Consider the following 16,872-nt stretch of genomic DNA (forward strand, 5'->3'; position numbering starts at 1 on the left):
GGTGTGCCCCAAGCAGACTTTTAATCAAAAATGACACAAGCAGATTAACTATATGGCACTCTCCTTTTCATTGGGCATGAAACCATTCTGGAATGGATTAACCCAGATGCAATCTCAGGGGCTTTACTGGGTTAATACCGACAGTGAGGAAGCCGCTTATCATCTTTGCGGTCAAACTGTTGAGGCTCAGCAAGGTGAAGTTCCGGTCAGTGTTTTTTTTCCGCAGCACAATTTACTTTGCACTGCACATGAAAACAGAGTACCGGATGACGACATTCTTCTCACTTATTTGAAAAAGTATCAGAAAAAAACCTTTTATTACCAGTTAGCGAATGGCAAAAAAGCGTTTCTCTCTCTTGCAGTCGATATTAATCGTCTGCCTGCTCACTCCGCCTCCTTAATGATTCTATTACTCCCGGTCAGTACCTGGCAGGCGATAAGTGATAAACAATTCGCCCGCTGGTTGAGTGAAATGAGCTCTGGCACCCATAATAAAGGTACAACGCTCCTTATTATCTGCTATGGAAACGGTATTAATGCGGTTAAAACTCAGCTTCACTTATACCACCGCAATATATACGGCGTTGCAGATTTGAAAACGGATGTTGAGCCTAATCAATGGGGTATTTCCTGGTGGCATGACACACTGGGCGCGCAAGCCAACACGCTTTATCCGCTGATACGCCACCACACCGGCTGGGAAATTCAAACAAACGTTTCTGCGGCAGTTTCCGACCAAACCGGCGATGACCAGTGGATGTTGCTGGCCGATCGCTCGGTGCTTGAAGGTGCGCCTGCGCTTTCAGAACGCTGGTTCCTGTTTGACGATAACGAAGCACTGGCCGCACGAGCGGCGCATGCCCGCTCGGCGACAGTCATTTTCGCCCTTACCGGCAATGACGAAGTGGAAGTGCTGGCCCGTCAGGTTCATCTTTTACGTATGCAGCGCGGCACGGGTTTGAAAATTGTCGTGCGTGAAATGAATGCCTCTTTGCGTTATGTCGATCAGCGCCTGCTTCAGGCCTGTGGCGCGAATCTGGTTGTCCCGCAGGCGGCACGCCTTTCCAACTTCCTGACCCTGCTGGATGACCTGCAAAACCTCACGTATACCCGGCATGTGCCGGACGATATCGAATTGCTGCTCGACAGCCGGCTGCCTACCCACCATAAGGGTTATCTGCCACTGCCGGTTTTTTGCCAGGTGATGCGCGAGATTTGGGATCACGCCTCTCTGGCGACGGAATCCCGGGGCATTTTAATTTCTCTGCGCCCTGCCGCCGGGATCAGCCCGCAGCAGGCGATGTCTTTATGTTCGCTGCGCCGTGACGGTGACATTTTGACCGTTACCGGGCGTCATCTTTATCTGTTTCTGTCGAACTGTCAGGTCAGCGATGTGGAAAATGTGCTGACATTTCTGTTTAGCCTGCCGGTCAAAGAAGTGTTCACCAGCCAGACGTTCTGGAGTCAGGAACCGGATATCCAGACAGAAGTTCGCCGTCTGGCCGCCAGGCCACCGATGGCAACACCGGTGCTGGCGGCAGAAACATACGTGCAACATAAAACAGAACCGTTAAAACGGGCGCAGGTGCACCAACCCGTGCCCGTTACGCTCGCCGTGAGCGATTCGCCTGTGATTCGGGCACCGGAGTAACAGCATGGACATCAGAGATATTATTGAAATTTTTATTCTGGCAGCGGTGATTTTTTTCCCGGCAGGATATGTACTGCGCAACCGGCTACCTCGCTGGAAAAACCGTTTCGCGGCCCTTTTGCTTTCGCCGCGCTATTTAACGCGAATAACAGCCAGCTCCGTCAGTAAAAGCCGCAAACGCTCCGGTATACCGGCTGATGCCTCCGCCGCAATAGGGAAATCCAAGACGTCACTATGAACGAATCGCAATCCTCTTCACCGCATTTGCGGATCTGGCAATCCTGGCGCGGCCTGGGTGCCTGGAACTACTATTTTTTACTTAAATTTGTTTTGCTTTCAACGGGGTATCTGAATTTTGATGCACTGAGCAATCTTGTCTTTGCCGCAGTATTGCTGTTCCCGTTACGTTCACTGCGCCTGCATCGCTGGAGACAGTGGCTGGCCCTGCCTTTCGGGCTGGCACTGTTGTATCACGATACCTGGCTGCCCGGCTGGCGTTCAATCGTCAATCAGGGGGCGGACGTTGCCGGTTTCAGTTTCAGTTATCTGCTTGAACTGGCCGATCGCTTTATCAACTGGCAGTGGATTGCCGTCGGTTTCGCTTTGCTGGTTGGTTATCTGTTTATCTCCCAGTGGATCCGGCTGACCACATTTACCGTTATTGCACTGCTGTGGCTTAACCTCAGCGGCCTCATCACGCCATTTTTCGCGCATTATACGCCCCCGGCTATCGCCCAAAATACCGTGACGACACCGGTGACCGTTGCGCCATCAGCCACGGATAACACCGTGAATGGTCCGCCCACCAATGCCAATCTGAACGCTTATCTGGAGCAGTTTTACCAAAACGAACGGCGCAAGACGACGAAATTCCCTGATGCGTTGCCTGCTGATGCACAGCCGTTTGACCTGCTGGTGATCAACATTTGTTCGCTGGCCTGGTCAGATCTGGATGCCGTGAATCTTTCCAGTTCACCGCTGTGGTCACGTTTCGATTTTGTCTTCAGTAATTTTAATTCAGCCACGGCCTACAGCGGCCCGGCATCTATCCGCCTGCTGCGCGCCAGTTGCGGTCAGACCTCGCATCATGATTTGTATCAGCCTGCCGGTCAGCAGTGTTATCTGTTTGACGATCTCGCGCGTCTGGGCTTCACTTCCCAACTGGCTATGGATCATACGGGTGTATTCGGTAATTACATCGATAACTTGCGTGATGATGCCGATATGAAAGCGCCGCTGATGTCACAGGCCGGTCTGGGTTATGAGCTGACGTCATTTGATGGCACACCGATTTTCAACGACGGGCAGCTGTTCTCCCGCTGGCTGGAAAATCAGGAGAAAGCCGGTACCGCGCGCACCGCGACCTTCTTTAACCTGATCCCGCTGCATGACGGCAACCGTTATGTGGGCAGCAATAAAGGCGCGGATTACCATAACCGTGCACAAACCCTGCTGAATCAGCTGAATACTTTTATGGATCAGCTGGATAAATCCGGCCGCAAAGTCATGCTGCTGGTGGTGCCCGAGCATGGTGCTGCCCTGGTTGGCGATAAGATGCAAATATCGGGTCTGCGTGACATTCCAAGCCCGGGCATTACCCACATTCCGGTCGGCGTGAAATTCTTTGGTATGCAGGCCCCCCATGCGCCGTCACCGATGAAAATCGAGGGTCAGAGCAGCTATCAGGCGATTTCAGAAATGGTCGCCCGCGCAGTCGATGGCAAAGTATTTAACCGCCCGACAATGGACTGGAAAACTTTCGGCTCGAACCTGCCACAAACGCCGCTGGTATCAGAAAATGAGAACTCGGTGGTGATGGAATATCAGGGAAAAATTTACATCCGGCTCAACGGCGGCGGGTGGGTGCCGTATCCGAGCTGAGTGAAGCCGGGTCGGAACATCATGAATTTTAAGGGGCAGATTCTTTTGCTCCCCCCTTCGCAAGGGAGGGAGCTTAGGCTATCTTCATTTACTCTGCAAATAGCTGGTCATACACATGCTGTAAATGGCGGCTCATTCTTGCCCGCGCCCCTGCGCCATCTTTCGCCAAAATGGCGTCCAGGATCCCCTGATGATCGGCATTCATTTCACGGGCAAAATCCACTTCGGTGTAATGACTCTCCAGGCGCATAAACCGGCGTGAACGTCGCTTATCCCACAAATATCCCATCATATCGTGCAGCACTTCGTTGCCGGTCATTTCGCTGATCATCATATGAAAGCGGCGATCGGCTTCGAGGAAGGCGTCGTTATTAGCATTCAGTTCGTTTAATTCGCGGGCGATGGCTTTTAGCTTTTCGCGCTGATCGTCAGTGCCGTTAATTGCCGCCAGTTCTGCTGTCATCGATTCATAAACCTGACGTGCTTTTACCAGTGATTGCAGGCTGAATTCCTCTTCGGTATTCACCGTTTGCACCGCAGGTGTGGCCTGTGGCAGCGGATCGCTGACATATACGCCGTTGCCGGTGCGGATTTCCACCCAGCCGGTGATTTCCAGTGCAATCAGGGCTTCACGAATGGATGAACGGCTGACCCCCAGCTGTTTGGATAAATCGCGCTCAGAAGGGATCATCGCGCCCGGCGCAAACTGACCGGTATTAATGCAATTAATCAAGACATTAGAAATCTGGCGATACAGCCGTTCAACTTTAAGGGTGGGTAATGCCATTATTTTCTCCGTGTTCATGCTGAATCCCAGATCTGTTATCCCGATCACATTAAAGATCGGTTTGATGCTGAATCATATGTCGGTCTGATGGCCTGACCAGCAGACCACCTGACCAGACCGCGCATTAAGATTGAACTTATCACCGGCCATGCGTCAACTACATTCAGACAGTCAGTTAACAATTTTAAGGAAAACACATGGAACAGACATGGCGTTGGTACGGCCCGAACGATCCGGTTTCACTTGATGATGTGCGTCAGGCTGGCGCAACCGGCGTGGTTACCGCCCTGCACCATATCCCGAACGGTGAAGTCTGGCCGGTGGAAGAAATTCAGAAACGCAAGGCCATAATTGAAGCCAAAGGGCTGGTATGGTCTGTCGTGGAAAGCATTCCGGTGCATGAGGAAATTAAAACCCGTAGCGGAGATGTTGAAAAACATATTGCTAACTATCAGCAATCTATCCGCAACCTGGCGGAATGCGGCATCGATACAGTCTGCTATAACTTCATGCCGGTTCTGGACTGGACACGCACGGATCTCGGCTATTTACTGCCGGATGGTTCACGCGCCCTGCGCTTCGACCATATCGCGTTTGCGGCCTTTGAATTGCATCTGCTCAAGCGCGAAGGCGCAACCTCTTATTACAGCGCGGATGAGCAAAAACAAGCGGCCGAATACTTTGCGGCAATGACACAGGCGGATAAAGATCAGCTGGTGTCTAATATTATTGCCGGTTTGCCGGGTGCGGAAGAAGGCTACACACTGGATCAGTTCCGTGCACGTCTGGCCACTTACGACGGTATTGATAAAGCGAAATTGCGTGAAAACATGGCGCATTTCCTGCGCAGCATTGTGCCGGTTGCCGAGCAATGTGGATTGAGTCTGGCGGTTCACCCTGATGATCCTCCGCGCCCTATCCTCGGCCTGCCGCGTATTATTTCCACCATCGAAGATATGCAATGGCTGAAAGAAACGGTCGACAGTATTCACAACGGTTTCTGCTTCTGCACCGGTTCTTACGGCGTGCGTGAAGATAATGATCTGGTGAAAATGATGACCACCTATGCCGACCGCGTGCATTTCATTCATCTGCGTGCGACGCAGCGGGAAGACGTACCGGGAAGCTTCCATGAAGCAGACCATTTAGACGGTGATGTGGATATGGTGGCGGTAATCAAAGCGATTCTGACCGAAGAGCAAACCCGCCGCCGCGCGGGCAATCTGCGCGCTATCCCGATGCGTCCGGATCACGGCCATCAGATGCTGGATGATTTGCATAAGAAAACCAATCCGGGTTATTCAGCGATTGGACGCCTGCGGGGACTGGCAGAACTGCGGGGTGTGGAGCGGGCACTGAAACAGAGCTTCTTTAATCAATAATTTTGCACCTCCCCCTGCGAAGGGGGAGAACAAATCAAAAATGATACGCCACCGCGTTTTCCTGCTCCGGCCACGGATGGGATTTATACGGCTTGGCCGGATAGTTGATCTCGACACTCCGGCGGCGGAAATCACTCGGGCTCACCCCGACACGCTTCCGGAATACCCGTGAGAAATACAACTGATCATCGTATCCCACCACGCGGCCAATCGTCGCGATGGATTCCTGTGTGGTCTGCAATAATAATTTGGCGCGGATTACCCGCTGATCTTCGCGCCAGCGCAGGATATTGATCCCGACCTGCTCACGGAATAAATGCGCCAGCCGTGAGGGTGAGAGGCAAACGTGTCGGGCAACTTCATCAATCCGTAATTCACCCGCCAGATTGCCGGTAATAAACTGACAGGCTTCGATAACACGCGGATCCATAATTTTTTGCGGGCTCTGCGGATCTTCTTCCATGGCGCGCAGCAACAAACGCTCCAGAAGATTCATCCCCAGCTCTTCACAAAAACGTCGCCCCGATTTCTGCGTTTGTTCGATGTTGGCAAACAAACGGTCAAATTCCAGCAACAAAGTGTTATTCGGTAAAGAAAGACGCCCGACGTCGCGGGTTTTGGTGTGCCATTCGAGCCAGTCTGCCCAGTAGGCGCGCGGGCGGAAATAAACCCAGCGGTGATACCAGGAATCAGCGTTAGCAGACCGGCTGTAAAGATGACGGGCTTTCGGCGGGAATAGCAGCAGATCGCCGGGGTTGCAGTAGAAGGTATCTTCCCCGTCGAAGACTTTCCCCTGCCCCTTCACCGTCAGGTTAAGGATATAGCCCTTCATGCCGCCGGGACGGTCAATGGCAAAATCCAGTGGCCCGTCAGCAAGGATTGGTGTCATACCGGCGACCAGATAGGCATTGAAACTGTAACCCGGTAACAGCGGATTTTGCTGCTGATCCTGAATCATACGGTGATACATCGAACCTCCTGAAACTTCACATGGCTATGGACTTTTCATCTATTCTAACCGGCAGTGAAAACGCTGCCAGTAAAGGTTACTATATTGTGAACAAACACGCGTTTTCCCGGCATTTAACCCGTGATGGCGCTAAATGCCGGACGATGACAGGATGAAAGCGTTATCACAAAACCCGATTAAACGGTCTTTTTCGCTTTCTGTTTGTAGCGGTCAAAGATCACCGCCGCCAGCAGGATCAAACCACGAACCACATACTGCGAGAACGGAGAAATATTCAGCAGGTTCATCGCATTTTCCACGGTACCCAGAATAAGGATCCCGGAAACAACATAGGAAATTTTGCCGATGCCGCCTTTCAGGGAAACGCCCCCCAGCACGCAGGCAGAAATAACGATCAATTCGAAGCCCAGTGAGGTCATGGGCTGGCCGCTGGTCATGCGTGACGCCAGAATGATGCCCGCCGCCGCTGACACCAGCCCGGAGAGCACGAAGATGATGATTTTTGTACGCACCACCGGCACACCGGCCAGACGCGCCGCATCTTCATTACCGCCAATCGCCAGCGTGTTACGCCCGAAAGTGGTTTTGTTCAGCAACAGACCAAAGATGATCAGACAACCGACCGTCAGCCAGATGGGCGCAGGCAACCCCAGCCAGTTGGCGTAACCCAGAGTGAAGAAACGTTCGTCTTCGATACCCACCGCTTTACCATCGGAAATGATGTACGCCAGACCGCGCACGATCTGCATGGTGGCAAGCGTGGTGATCAGCGCATTGATTTTCAGGCGGGCGATAACAAAACCGTTGAGCAAACCGGTCAGCATACCGAGCAGTAAACCGGCAGCGACACCGATCCACAAGCTTTCGGTCATATTGATTACCACGGCGGTCGTGACGCCCGCACAGGCAATCACCGACGCAACTGACAAATCGAAGTCACCGGAAGCCAGGCAGAACAGCATCCCGCAAGCCACCATCCCGGACATTGAAATCGCCAGCCCTAACCCTTTCATGTTGATGAAAGAACTGAAGTTGGGCACGAAAATGGTACAGGCAATAAACAGCACAGCGAACACCACTAACATGCCGTAACTGTCCCAGATACGCATCAGCCCCTGGCCGCCGCGTGAGGCGGCTGAAGGTTGATCCGGTTTAGCTGAATTGGTCGTCATACTCGACATAATATTTTGCTCCTCAGTCAGGCAGCGTCATGGGCAGAATCAAGAACGGGTGTCCGCAACATGGCGAGCCCCAGCGCTTTTTCTTCGGTGGCGTCGTCATGCAACAGTTCGCCGGAGATTGCACCTTCGCGCATCACCACAATCCTGTCGGCCAGACCCAGCACTTCCGGTAAATCACTGGACGCAAACAGCACCGCAATGCCTTGTTTTGCCAGTGAATAAATCACATTGTAGATTTCATGCTTAGCACCAACGTCAATACCGCGCGTCGGTTCATCCAGCAAAATGACTTTCATTTCTTCCGATAACCAGCGACCCAGAATGGCCTTTTGCTGATTACCCCCCGAAAGATTCATGATCAGTTGCTGATCGCTGGGGGTTTTGATATTCAGCGCATCAATATGTTTACGCGCATTCTTCGCTTCCCAGGCGTTGTTGATCAGACACCCTGCTTTGACTGTTTTGCGACGGGCGCTGATGTTGATGTTGTCACGCACCGAGTGCACAGGAATGATGCCGTCAGCCTTGCGGTCTTCCGGACATAGCATGATGCCCTGGCGGATAGCATCCGCCGGTTTGCGGATATTCAGCGCTACGCCGTCGAGCCGGACGGTGCCACCGGTAATCCGCGTGCCGCCGAATAAGCCTTTCATCAGCTCACTGCGCCCTGCGCCCACCAGCCCGAACAGGCCGACGATTTCACCCTGGCGTACAGTGAGGCTGACCGGTGTTCTCACGCCCGGTGCTTTCACCTCTTCCAGTTCAAGGCGGATTTCACCATGCGGACGCGGTGCGTAACCGTAAATGTCATCGAGATTACGGCCAACCATCGCCTGCACCAGTTTGCTGTTATCCACCTGCGTCATATCGTCGAAAGTGCGGACATAACGCCCGTCTTTGAAAACAGTGACAGCGTCACTTAATGCGAAAATTTCTTCCATGCGGTGCGAGACATATAAAATCACGCGCCCTTCAGCACGTAACTCACGGATAACACGGAATAACTGTTCAATTTCACGGGCGGAAAGTGAACTGGTCGGCTCATCGAACGCAATAATTTTGGCATTACGTGCCAGCGCTTTAGCAATTTCAACCATCTGCCACTGGCCGATGGAAAGATATTTCAGCGGCGTATCGGGGTCGATATCCAGTCCGAGATGTTCAAGCTGAATTTTGGCTTCGTAACGCAGCAATTTTCGGTTCACGAAACCATGTTTGCTCGGTAACTGGCCGAGATAAATGTTCTCTGCCACCGTCATTTCCGGCACCAGATGTAATTCCTGATAAATAATCGCCACACCGGCATCGAGCGCATCCGTGGTATGGCTGAATGCGACCGGCTGGCCTTTGATGTGAATATTGCCCTGGGAAGGCTGATAGTTCCCGCTGAGGATTTTCAACAGCGTAGATTTACCCGCGCCGTTTTCGCCCATCAGCGCATGGATCTGCCCGGCATAACAATTGAAAGAAATCCCGTCCAGCGCTTTCACGCCAGGAAAAGTTTTGCCAATGTCATGGAATTCCAGATACGGCCTGGCCGCATCAAACTCCGTCAGGGACGGTGTCAGCAAAGGCGTCTTATTATCGAAAGATTGCTGAGTCATAGTGGCTACCTGGAAGTTGATTAAGTATGGATGCACGCCGCTGCACAGCAGAAAACAGTTCGTAAAACTTCCTGTCGTCCACTCTGCAGCAGCGTCTCTCCCCTTCATACTTCAAGTCGCAGATGCGTTGGCTACGCTTACTCACCCGAATCACTTACTTATGTAAGCTCATCGGGACTCGCTCACTTGCCGCCTTCCTGCAACTCGAATTATTTAGGGGTATTGCTTGTTTCAACCACATCTGAAGATCACATAAGACCTTTCTTCTTCAACTCTTCTTTGAAGTTATCGCGGGTGATGAGGACAACATCCGTCACTTCAGTAAATTTCGGTGGTTCAACGCCTTTGGTGACCCATTCATTCAGCATCTGGATACTTTTGTAACCATGGATATCCGGGCTAGGTAACAGGGAACCGTAGAAACCGGTTTGGGCACTTTTTGACAACTCATTCACCGCATCCACGCCGTTGATGCCGATGCCGATGACGTTAGCGGCTTTAAAGCCCTGACCTTCGGTTGCACGAACGCCACCTAATACCGTGTTGTCGTTCATGCCGATGATCAGCCAGTTTTTCACTTCAGGATGTTGCACCAGCAGGGAGTTACCGGCATCCAGTGCGCCCGGTATGTCGTTAGATTTGGTCGGGACTTTATAGATTTGTTTTTCCGGGAATCCGGCTGCTTTCAACGCATCCATCGAACCGGAGGTGCGGCGGCGCGCCGTATCGAGTTCATCTGCCGTAATGGCCATCACCCCGGTATCAGCCACTTTCCAGCCACGTTTTTGCATTTCTTTGTACAGTTCCTGCCCCTGACGTTCGCCGATTTTGGTCGCGGCCATCATAACTAACGGCACTTCTTCCATTGGCTTGCCTTTGGCATTCACAAACTGGTCATCCACCTGGATCACTTTCATGTCATAGCTGCGCGCTTTCGCCATGATGGCAGGTCCGAGACGCGGATCCGGCGTACAGATGACAAAACCTTTCGCCCCGTTGGCCGCCAGGCTGTCAATCGCATTCAACGTTTTTTCACCATCCGGCACGGCGATTTTAATGACGTCGAAGTGGAGATCCTTACCGGCTTTATCTGCGAACCGCCATTCAGTCTGGAACCACGGCTCTTCCGGCTGTTTAACCAGGAATCCCAGCTTCGGATTCTCGGCTGCCATAGCTGAATGTGACATAAGGGCAGCTAACCCGACCGCCGCTAATGCCTTAGTGAATTTATGCATGATGTTCTCCGACTTTTATTGTTGTTTTTCACAATCGCAGTCTTACATCGGGTGGTTTACCGCAATCGTGAAAACGTTATCAGTAGCGTAAAGAAACAAAGTGAAAGTGCGGCGAAGTCCGGTTTTATAGAGGATTTACGTCACACTCTCTTGTAAGACGGGTTAAGTTTTAGCGGTAATTTTGCAACGGAATGTAGAGCGCTATCACACGGCGGGAAAACAGCAGGTTTGTGCATAGATATAGCGATTTTAGCCAAACGCTAACATTTGACCAACCTCACAGAAACATCATTGGGAGCAGATTTGTGCATACTTCCAGCTAACGCCTCCTCACTCACTTTTTTGCATCCTCCTACTGTTAGAGCAATTCGATTCGCCGCCGTAATGACTACGGCAAACCTGAAGGAGTGAGAAAGAATGACGCAAGGTGCGATTGCTCTTGGTCTTGATTTTGGCAGCGATTCCGTCCGTGCCCTGGCAGTGGATTGCCAGACCGGTGCCGAGATGGAAACCGATGTGGTTTATTATCCGCGCTGGAATGAAGGTCGCTATTGTGATGCGGCAAAAAATCAGTTCCGCCACCACCCGCTCGACTACATAGAGGCAATGGAACAGGCGATTAAAAATGTGGTGCAACGTCTGGGCAGCGAACGTGCTGCGCGCGTGGTGGGTATCGGTGTTGATTCCACCGGTTCAACCCCCGCCCCTGTCGATAAAGAAGGCAACATTCTGGCGCTGAAACCGGAATTCGCCGAAAACCCCAACGCCATGTTCGTGCTCTGGAAAGATCACACAGCCATAGAAGAAGCCGAAGAGATCAACCGTCTTTGTCGCAGCGGCAATTTCCCTGACTATTCCCGTTATATCGGCGGCGTTTATTCCTCAGAATGGTTCTGGGCAAAAATCCTGCATGTATCGCGTGAAGATGCGGCGGTTAAACAAGCCGCCGCATCATGGGTCGAATTGTGCGACTGGGTGCCCGCCCTGCTTTCCGGCACCACCGCGCCGGATAAAGTGGTGCGCGGACGTTGCAGCGCCGGACATAAAATGCTCTGGCATCCGTCATGGGGCGGTCTGCCACCCAAAGATTTCTTTGCCGCACTTGATCCGTTGCTGGTTGAACATCTGCCGTATCCGCTGTTTACCGATACCGTTACCGCCGAACAGGCTGTTGGCACACTCACGCCTGAATGGGCCGAACGTCTTGGCTTACCGGCCAGCGTGGTGCTGTCGGGCGGTGCATTCGACTGCCATATGGGCGCCGTCGGCGCGGGTGCACAACCTTATACGCTGGTCAAAGTGATCGGCACTTCCACCTGCGACATTCTCATTGCCGATAAAGAACGCGTCAATGACCGTGCTATTGCCGGCATCTGCGGGCAGGTCGAAGGCAGCGTGGTACCGGACATGATCGGAATGGAAGCCGGACAATCCGCTTTCGGCGACATGTATGCCTGGTTCAGCCGTCTGCTGAGCTGGCCGCTGATTCAGGCAGCCAAAGCGCATCCTGAAATGGCACCGCAACTGACCAGCCTGCAAAAAAATCTGCTTACCGATCTCACTGCGGCCTGGGCGGCAAATCCGAAACTGGATCATCTGCCGCTGGTGCTCGACTGGTTTAACGGCCGCCGCACACCGTTTGCCAACCAGCGTCTGAAAGGTGTCATTACCGATATCAATCTGGGCACAGAGGCGCCGGAACTGTTCGGCGGTTTTATTGCGGCGACCGCTTTTGGCGCACGCGCCATCATGGAATGTTTCGAACAGCAGGATATTCCGGTGGAAAACGTGCTGACCCTCGGCGGCATCGCACGTAAATCGCCGGTCATCATGCAGGTTTGTGCTGATGCCATGAACCGTCCGCTGCAAATTGTCGCCTCGGATCAGTGCTGCGCGCTGGGTGCCGCGATTTTTGCCGCTGTCGCCGCCGGGGAATTCAACGATGTCCCTGCCGCTCAGGAAAAAATGGCCTGTAGCATTGAACACACACTGCTGCCGGATCCGCAGCGCGTTGAGCAATATCAGCGTCTGTACACACGTTATCAGCAATGGTGTGCCACGACAGAACCACTGTTTGCAGCAAAACCGGCACATTAATTCGTATTTTACCTATCCGATATTCAGGAGTCATAAATGGACGCGTTTAAACATCTCGAAGTGTGGTTCGCCATTGGCAGTCAGCATCTGTACGGTCCCCAGGCATTACGTCAGGTAAAAGAGAACGCCGAGAAGGTGGTCAGTAGCCTGAACAGCGAAGCCGGGTTGCCGATCAAACTGGTGCTCAAACCGCTGGTGACCACGCCGGACGAAATCACCGCGTTATGCCGTGAAGCTAACTATGACAATGCCTGTGTGGGCATCATCACCTGGCTGCATACGTTCTCACCGGCCAAAATGTGGATCGCCGGGCTGAGCATTCTGCATAAGCCGCTGATGCAGTTCCATACCCAGTTCAACGCCGAAATCCCCTGGGAAACCATGGACATGGATTTCATGAACCTGAACCAGACTGCGCACGGTGGCCGTGAATTCGGCTTCATCGGTGCCCGTATGCGCCAGCAACATAGCGTAGTGGCCGGTCACTGGCAGGACGGCGAATCTCATCGCCGTATCGCTCAGTGGATGCGGGTTGCTGCCGCGAAAAACGAAAGCCAGCATCTGAAAGTGGCACGTTTTGGCGATAACATGCGTGAAGTTGCGGTCACCGAAGGCGATAAAGTGGCTGCGCAAATCCAGTTCGGTTACAGCATCAGCGCCTACGGTATTGGTGACCTGGTCAGCGTAATCAACGAAGTCAGCAAAGGCGACGTCGATACGCTGGTAGAAGAATACGAAGCCACCTATCGTCTGACGGATGCGGTAAAACTCAACGGCGAACGTCGTGAAAATCTGCTGGATGCCGCCAAAATTGAACTCGGCATGACCCGCTTCCTCGAGCAGGGTAAATTCGGCGCGTTCACGACCAACTTTGAAGACCTGCACGGTATGAAACAACTGCCGGGGCTGGCCGTTCAGCGTCTGATGCAGAAAGGCTACGGCTTTGGTGGCGAGGGTGACTGGAAAACATCTGCCCTGCTGCGCATCATGAAAGTGATGGCCAGCGGTCTGAAAGGCGGCACGTCTTTCATGGAGGATTACACCTACCACTTCAAGCCGGGCAGTGATCTGGTGGTGGGCTCGCACATGCTGGAAGTGTGTCCGTCGATTGCCAAAGAAGAGAAACCGCTGCTTGACGCGCAATATCTCGGCATAGGTGGTAAAGCGGATCCGGCACGTCTGATTTTCTCCACGCCAGCGGGTCCGGCGGTCAATGCCAGCGTCATCGATATGGGCGACCGCTTCCGTCTTCTGGTCAACCTGGTGGATACCATCGAACAACCGCATCCGCTGCCAAAACTGCCGGTTGCCCGCGCTATCTGGAAAGCCCAGCCATCACTGGCGACAGCAGCAGAAGCCTGGATCCTCGGCGGCGGCGCACACCATACCGTGTTCTCACAGGCACTCGATATCGACGCGCTGCGGTTATATGCAGAGCTTTCCGGGATTGAACTGCTGGTGATTGATAACGAGACGACGCTGCCGGACTTTAAGAATCAGATCCGGTGGAATGAGGTGTATTACAAGCTTTGCAATCGCTGATTTATTTGCAGAAAGCCGCTGCAAATTGCGGCTAACACTGCTAAAACAGATCGAAAACATTTCGGTTTCTTACGTGCGGTGATCATATAACACGCTGCGCCGAAACCGCCCAAAAGGGGAAAGTGCTTTTCCCCTTTTGGATTTCCCCACGCTTTTTCAACACGCGCTTCGCTCGCTGGCTATGTTTCAGCAACCATTGCGACAGGCTGGAAATCTTGCCGCTGCGCGGTACCTTCATTTCGGGATTGCAGCCTCAGGTCTGCAACCTCTCATTCAGCAAGCTTTCTGAACCGCCCGCACAATCTTAAGTTCAAAACAAAAAACCATCTGTTTTAGAAGGTGCAATGGCGTGATCAAAAATGGCACCGAATGAATGGTTCGAGACCTATGGCTCGAGCCGAGCGGAGCGAGACAACGTCACGAAGTGACGGCCCGAAGGGCGAGGCCGTAGGCCGAGTAAACCTGAAATTCGGGAATCGCGAAGCGATGACATTTTGCGCCACTCACCAATGCATCAGAACATGTCCGTCATACCCGCGACAGCGCGCAGTGAAAAAGCGCGGAGTCCAGAGGCCCGCGCGTTACCAGGTCTCTGGTCGGTGTGGGCCGACGCCCACGGTTTTGACCTTAAGGCCAGTTTGGGTGGCACCCCAAGGTGTTGTCATCCGTCCGTCACATTCCCCCTTTACGCTCACCAGCACAATTAAGTCCCAAAGAGGATAGTTCCCCACCATGATCATTCCAGCTACCATCAGCGGGAATGCGCCTGCGCGCATGTCTTCTCCTCCCGCTATCGCCATCCATGAGGTCTCCCATTTCTTTGGGAGTCACCCGGTACTCAATCGCGTTAATTTATCGGTGCCCGAAGGCACTATCCTCGCCCTGCTTGGCCCTTCCGGTTGCGGTAAAAGTACGCTGCTGAAAATGTTGGCAGGATTGCTGCATCCGGCGTCGGGGCAGATCAGTTTCGATGGCGAAATTGTCGCCAGCGGAAAAATCAATGTGCCACCGGAAAAACGCCATCTCGGCATGGCGTTTCAGGATTATGCATTGTGGCCGCATATGACCGTACAGCAGAACGTCGCATTCCCGTTGCAGATGCGCAATATCCGGGGTGCAGCGCAGCAGGAGAAAGTGATGGCAGCGCTGGAACGCGTCGGGTTGGCGGGTTTCGCTTCAAGACGCCCTTCTGAGCTTTCCGGTGGCCAACAACAGCGCGTGGCACTGGCGAGGGCCATCGTTGCCGAGCCGCGAATTTTACTGTTCGACGAGCCGCTGTCGAATCTTGACCGCGATCTGCGGGAAAGCCTGTGCGAGGAAATGGCAACCCTGTTGCGCCAACTCGGCACTACGGCGGTGTATGTCACCCACGATCAGCACGAAGCTCGTGCACTCGCACACTGCATTGCGCGCATGGACAAAGGCGCAATCGCCAGCGTTGACCCGATTGACCCTTCCGTTGTTTCACCTTTTGTTGCTTAACCTTTGATGGAATGAAAATGATGAACCGCACACACAATAAAACCTCCAAAACGTTTTCCCGTATCCAAACAGGCGTAATGACAGCAATGACTCTTTCTCTCGCAATGGCAGCAGGCAGTGCACAGGCGCTGACGCTCTACACCGCCGGGCCGGGCTCTCTGGCAAAAAAACTGGCAGCCGGATATGAAAAGCAAACCGGCATAAAAGTGGATGTGTTCCAGGCAACGACCGGCAAAGTGATGGCGCGTCTGGAAGCAGAACAGGCAAACCCGCGCGCCGACATCCTTATCTCAGCATCCTGGGATACCGCCACCGATCTCGAACAGCGCGGCTGGTTGCTCGGATACCAAAGCCCGAACGCAGAAAAGGTTCCGGCGCAGTTTAAAACACCGTATTACGTCGCACAGGGAATTTCCGCCCTGGGTATCGTATGGAATACCAAAAGTGGTACTACCGAGCCTAAAGACTGGGGCGATTTAGCCAAACCGGAATTCAAAGACAAAGTCACTACGCCGGATCCGTCGCTTTCCGGTGCGTCTCTGGATTTGCTGATCGGGTTACAAAATGCCCACGCACAGCAGGCCTGGAAACTGTTTGAGGATCTGAAAGCCAACGGCATGATCATAGCGGGACCCAACGCACAAGCGCTGACGCCGGTCTTACAGGGTGCAAAAGCCGCCGTCTTTGGTGCGGTTGATTATGTATCTTACGCCAGCATGCAGGACGGCGAATCCGTAAAAGTGATTTTCCCGGACAGCGGAACGGTCATCGCGCCGCGCCCGATGATGATCCTCAAATCCAGCCAGCAGCCAAAAGAAGCGAAAGCCTTTATCGATTACGCACTGTCGCCTGAAGGCCAGAAAATGGTGGCTGATGCCTGGCTGATGCCGGCCCGTACCGATATCGACGCCAGACGTCCGTTGTTTAAGTCACTGAAATTGCTTCCGGAAGTTTCTCAGGCTTCTGCGTCACGTAAAGACGTTCTCGACCGTTTTGCGAAGCTGTTCAGCCCGCAGTAATCCTTTCACGGGCTGTTAACCATTACAGCCCGCTTTTGAGA

General features: G+C 53.1%; 13 protein-coding genes and 1 other RNA gene. 9 read left to right on the forward strand and 5 right to left on the reverse strand.

Going from position 1 to position 16,872, the window contains the following annotated elements; genetic code table 11:
• Window positions 1–52 precede the first annotated feature (52 nt).
• From bcsE to bcsG, 3 genes are read left to right on the forward strand one after another with little or no spacing between them, the layout of a single operon-like run.
• Window positions 53–1,651 (forward strand): cellulose biosynthesis protein BcsE, encoded by a 1,599-nt coding sequence (bcsE, locus tag J1785_RS21305; RefSeq protein ID WP_217220609.1) that lies wholly within the window; start codon window positions 53–55, stop codon window positions 1,649–1,651.
• A 4-nt stretch (window positions 1,652–1,655) separates the two neighbouring features.
• The gene (gene bcsF, locus J1785_RS21310; protein ID WP_217220612.1) at window positions 1,656–1,889 is read left to right on the forward strand and encodes a cellulose biosynthesis protein BcsF; all 234 of its coding nucleotides are present in this window, start codon (window positions 1,656–1,658) and stop codon (window positions 1,887–1,889) included.
• Window positions 1,886–3,532: a cellulose biosynthesis protein BcsG gene (gene bcsG, locus J1785_RS21315; RefSeq protein ID WP_217220615.1), complete on the forward strand. Its 1,647-nt coding sequence runs from the start codon at window positions 1,886–1,888 to the stop codon at window positions 3,530–3,532. Before bcsF ends, bcsG begins: the two co-directional genes overlap by 4 nt.
• 88 nt (window positions 3,533–3,620) lie before the next feature.
• On the opposite strand, the gene J1785_RS21320 is transcribed toward bcsG, so the two are convergent.
• Window positions 3,621–4,319, reverse strand: a complete 699-nt coding sequence (locus tag J1785_RS21320; protein ID WP_129951231.1) for a FadR/GntR family transcriptional regulator — start codon at window positions 4,317–4,319, stop codon at window positions 3,621–3,623.
• Window positions 4,320–4,516: 197 nt separating this feature from the next.
• Here J1785_RS21320 and uxuA point away from each other — a divergent pair, with 197 nt between their 5' ends.
• Entirely contained in the window at window positions 4,517–5,701 is a 1,185-nt protein-coding gene (uxuA, locus tag J1785_RS21325) for a mannonate dehydratase (RefSeq protein ID WP_129990751.1), read from the forward strand.
• 34 nt (window positions 5,702–5,735) lie between these two features.
• Here uxuA and araC read toward each other — a convergent pair whose 3' ends face one another.
• The 4 genes from araC to J1785_RS21345 all read right to left on the reverse strand — a co-directional run bounded on the left by araC (window position 5,736) and on the right by J1785_RS21345 (window position 10,691).
• Complete coding sequence (gene araC / locus J1785_RS21330) at window positions 5,736–6,671, reverse strand: arabinose operon transcriptional regulator AraC (protein WP_095922099.1); 936 nt, start codon at window positions 6,669–6,671, stop codon at window positions 5,736–5,738.
• Window positions 6,672–6,847: 176 nt separating this feature from the next.
• Window positions 6,848–7,852 (reverse strand): L-arabinose ABC transporter permease AraH, encoded by a 1,005-nt coding sequence (araH, locus tag J1785_RS21335; protein ID WP_013575455.1) that lies wholly within the window; start codon window positions 7,850–7,852, stop codon window positions 6,848–6,850.
• Window positions 7,853–7,869: 17 nt separating this feature from the next.
• Window positions 7,870–9,456, reverse strand: a complete 1,587-nt coding sequence (gene araG, locus J1785_RS21340; RefSeq protein ID WP_129951229.1) for an L-arabinose ABC transporter ATP-binding protein AraG — start codon at window positions 9,454–9,456, stop codon at window positions 7,870–7,872.
• Window positions 9,457–9,704: 248 nt separating this feature from the next.
• The gene (locus J1785_RS21345; RefSeq protein WP_015697441.1) at window positions 9,705–10,691 is read right to left on the reverse strand and encodes an arabinose ABC transporter substrate-binding protein; all 987 of its coding nucleotides are present in this window, start codon (window positions 10,689–10,691) and stop codon (window positions 9,705–9,707) included.
• A 417-nt stretch (window positions 10,692–11,108) separates the two neighbouring features.
• On the opposite strand from J1785_RS21345, the gene J1785_RS21350 reads away from it, so the two are divergent.
• The 5 genes from J1785_RS21350 (at window position 11,109) to J1785_RS21370 (ending at window position 16,831) form a co-directional block, all read left to right on the forward strand.
• Entirely contained in the window at window positions 11,109–12,788 is a 1,680-nt protein-coding gene (locus J1785_RS21350) for a ribulokinase (protein ID WP_217220618.1), read from the forward strand.
• A 36-nt stretch (window positions 12,789–12,824) separates the two neighbouring features.
• Window positions 12,825–14,330, forward strand: coding sequence for an L-arabinose isomerase (gene araA / locus J1785_RS21355; protein ID WP_217159477.1), 1,506 nt, complete (start codon window positions 12,825–12,827; stop codon window positions 14,328–14,330).
• 377 nt (window positions 14,331–14,707) lie between these two features.
• Window positions 14,708–14,789: non-coding RNA, RtT sRNA (locus J1785_RS21360), on the forward strand.
• Between the two features lie 273 nt (window positions 14,790–15,062).
• Window positions 15,063–15,812: an ABC transporter ATP-binding protein gene (locus J1785_RS21365; RefSeq protein WP_129990752.1), complete on the forward strand. Its 750-nt coding sequence runs from the start codon at window positions 15,063–15,065 to the stop codon at window positions 15,810–15,812.
• Between the two features lie 77 nt (window positions 15,813–15,889).
• A complete protein-coding gene (locus tag J1785_RS21370) occupies window positions 15,890–16,831 on the forward strand; it encodes an ABC transporter substrate-binding protein (RefSeq protein WP_205951558.1) in 942 nt (313 codons plus the stop codon).
• Window positions 16,832–16,872 lie beyond the last annotated feature (41 nt).

This window comes from Rahnella perminowiae (assembly GCF_019049755.1).
GTDB classification, from domain to species: Bacteria; Pseudomonadota; Gammaproteobacteria; order Enterobacterales; family Enterobacteriaceae; genus Rahnella; species Rahnella perminowiae.

Coding starts and splice junctions, on each gene's coding strand:
- bcsE (WP_217220609.1), top strand. CDS start 53: ATGGCACTCTCCTTTTCATTGGGCATGAAACCATTCTGGAATGGATTA.
- bcsF (WP_217220612.1), top strand. CDS start 1,656: ATGGACATCAGAGATATTATTGAAATTTTTATTCTGGCAGCGGTGATT.
- bcsG (WP_217220615.1), top strand. CDS start 1,886: ATGAACGAATCGCAATCCTCTTCACCGCATTTGCGGATCTGGCAATCC.
- J1785_RS21320 (WP_129951231.1), bottom strand. CDS start 4,319: ATGGCATTACCCACCCTTAAAGTTGAACGGCTGTATCGCCAGATTTCT.
- uxuA (WP_129990751.1), top strand. CDS start 4,517: ATGGAACAGACATGGCGTTGGTACGGCCCGAACGATCCGGTTTCACTT.
- araC (WP_095922099.1), bottom strand. CDS start 6,671: ATGTATCACCGTATGATTCAGGATCAGCAGCAAAATCCGCTGTTACCG.
- araH (WP_013575455.1), bottom strand. CDS start 7,852: ATGTCGAGTATGACGACCAATTCAGCTAAACCGGATCAACCTTCAGCC.
- araG (WP_129951229.1), bottom strand. CDS start 9,456: ATGACTCAGCAATCTTTCGATAATAAGACGCCTTTGCTGACACCGTCC.
- J1785_RS21345 (WP_015697441.1), bottom strand. CDS start 10,691: ATGCATAAATTCACTAAGGCATTAGCGGCGGTCGGGTTAGCTGCCCTT.
- J1785_RS21350 (WP_217220618.1), top strand. CDS start 11,109: ATGACGCAAGGTGCGATTGCTCTTGGTCTTGATTTTGGCAGCGATTCC.
- araA (WP_217159477.1), top strand. CDS start 12,825: ATGGACGCGTTTAAACATCTCGAAGTGTGGTTCGCCATTGGCAGTCAG.
- J1785_RS21365 (WP_129990752.1), top strand. CDS start 15,063: ATGATCATTCCAGCTACCATCAGCGGGAATGCGCCTGCGCGCATGTCT.
- J1785_RS21370 (WP_205951558.1), top strand. CDS start 15,890: ATGACAGCAATGACTCTTTCTCTCGCAATGGCAGCAGGCAGTGCACAG.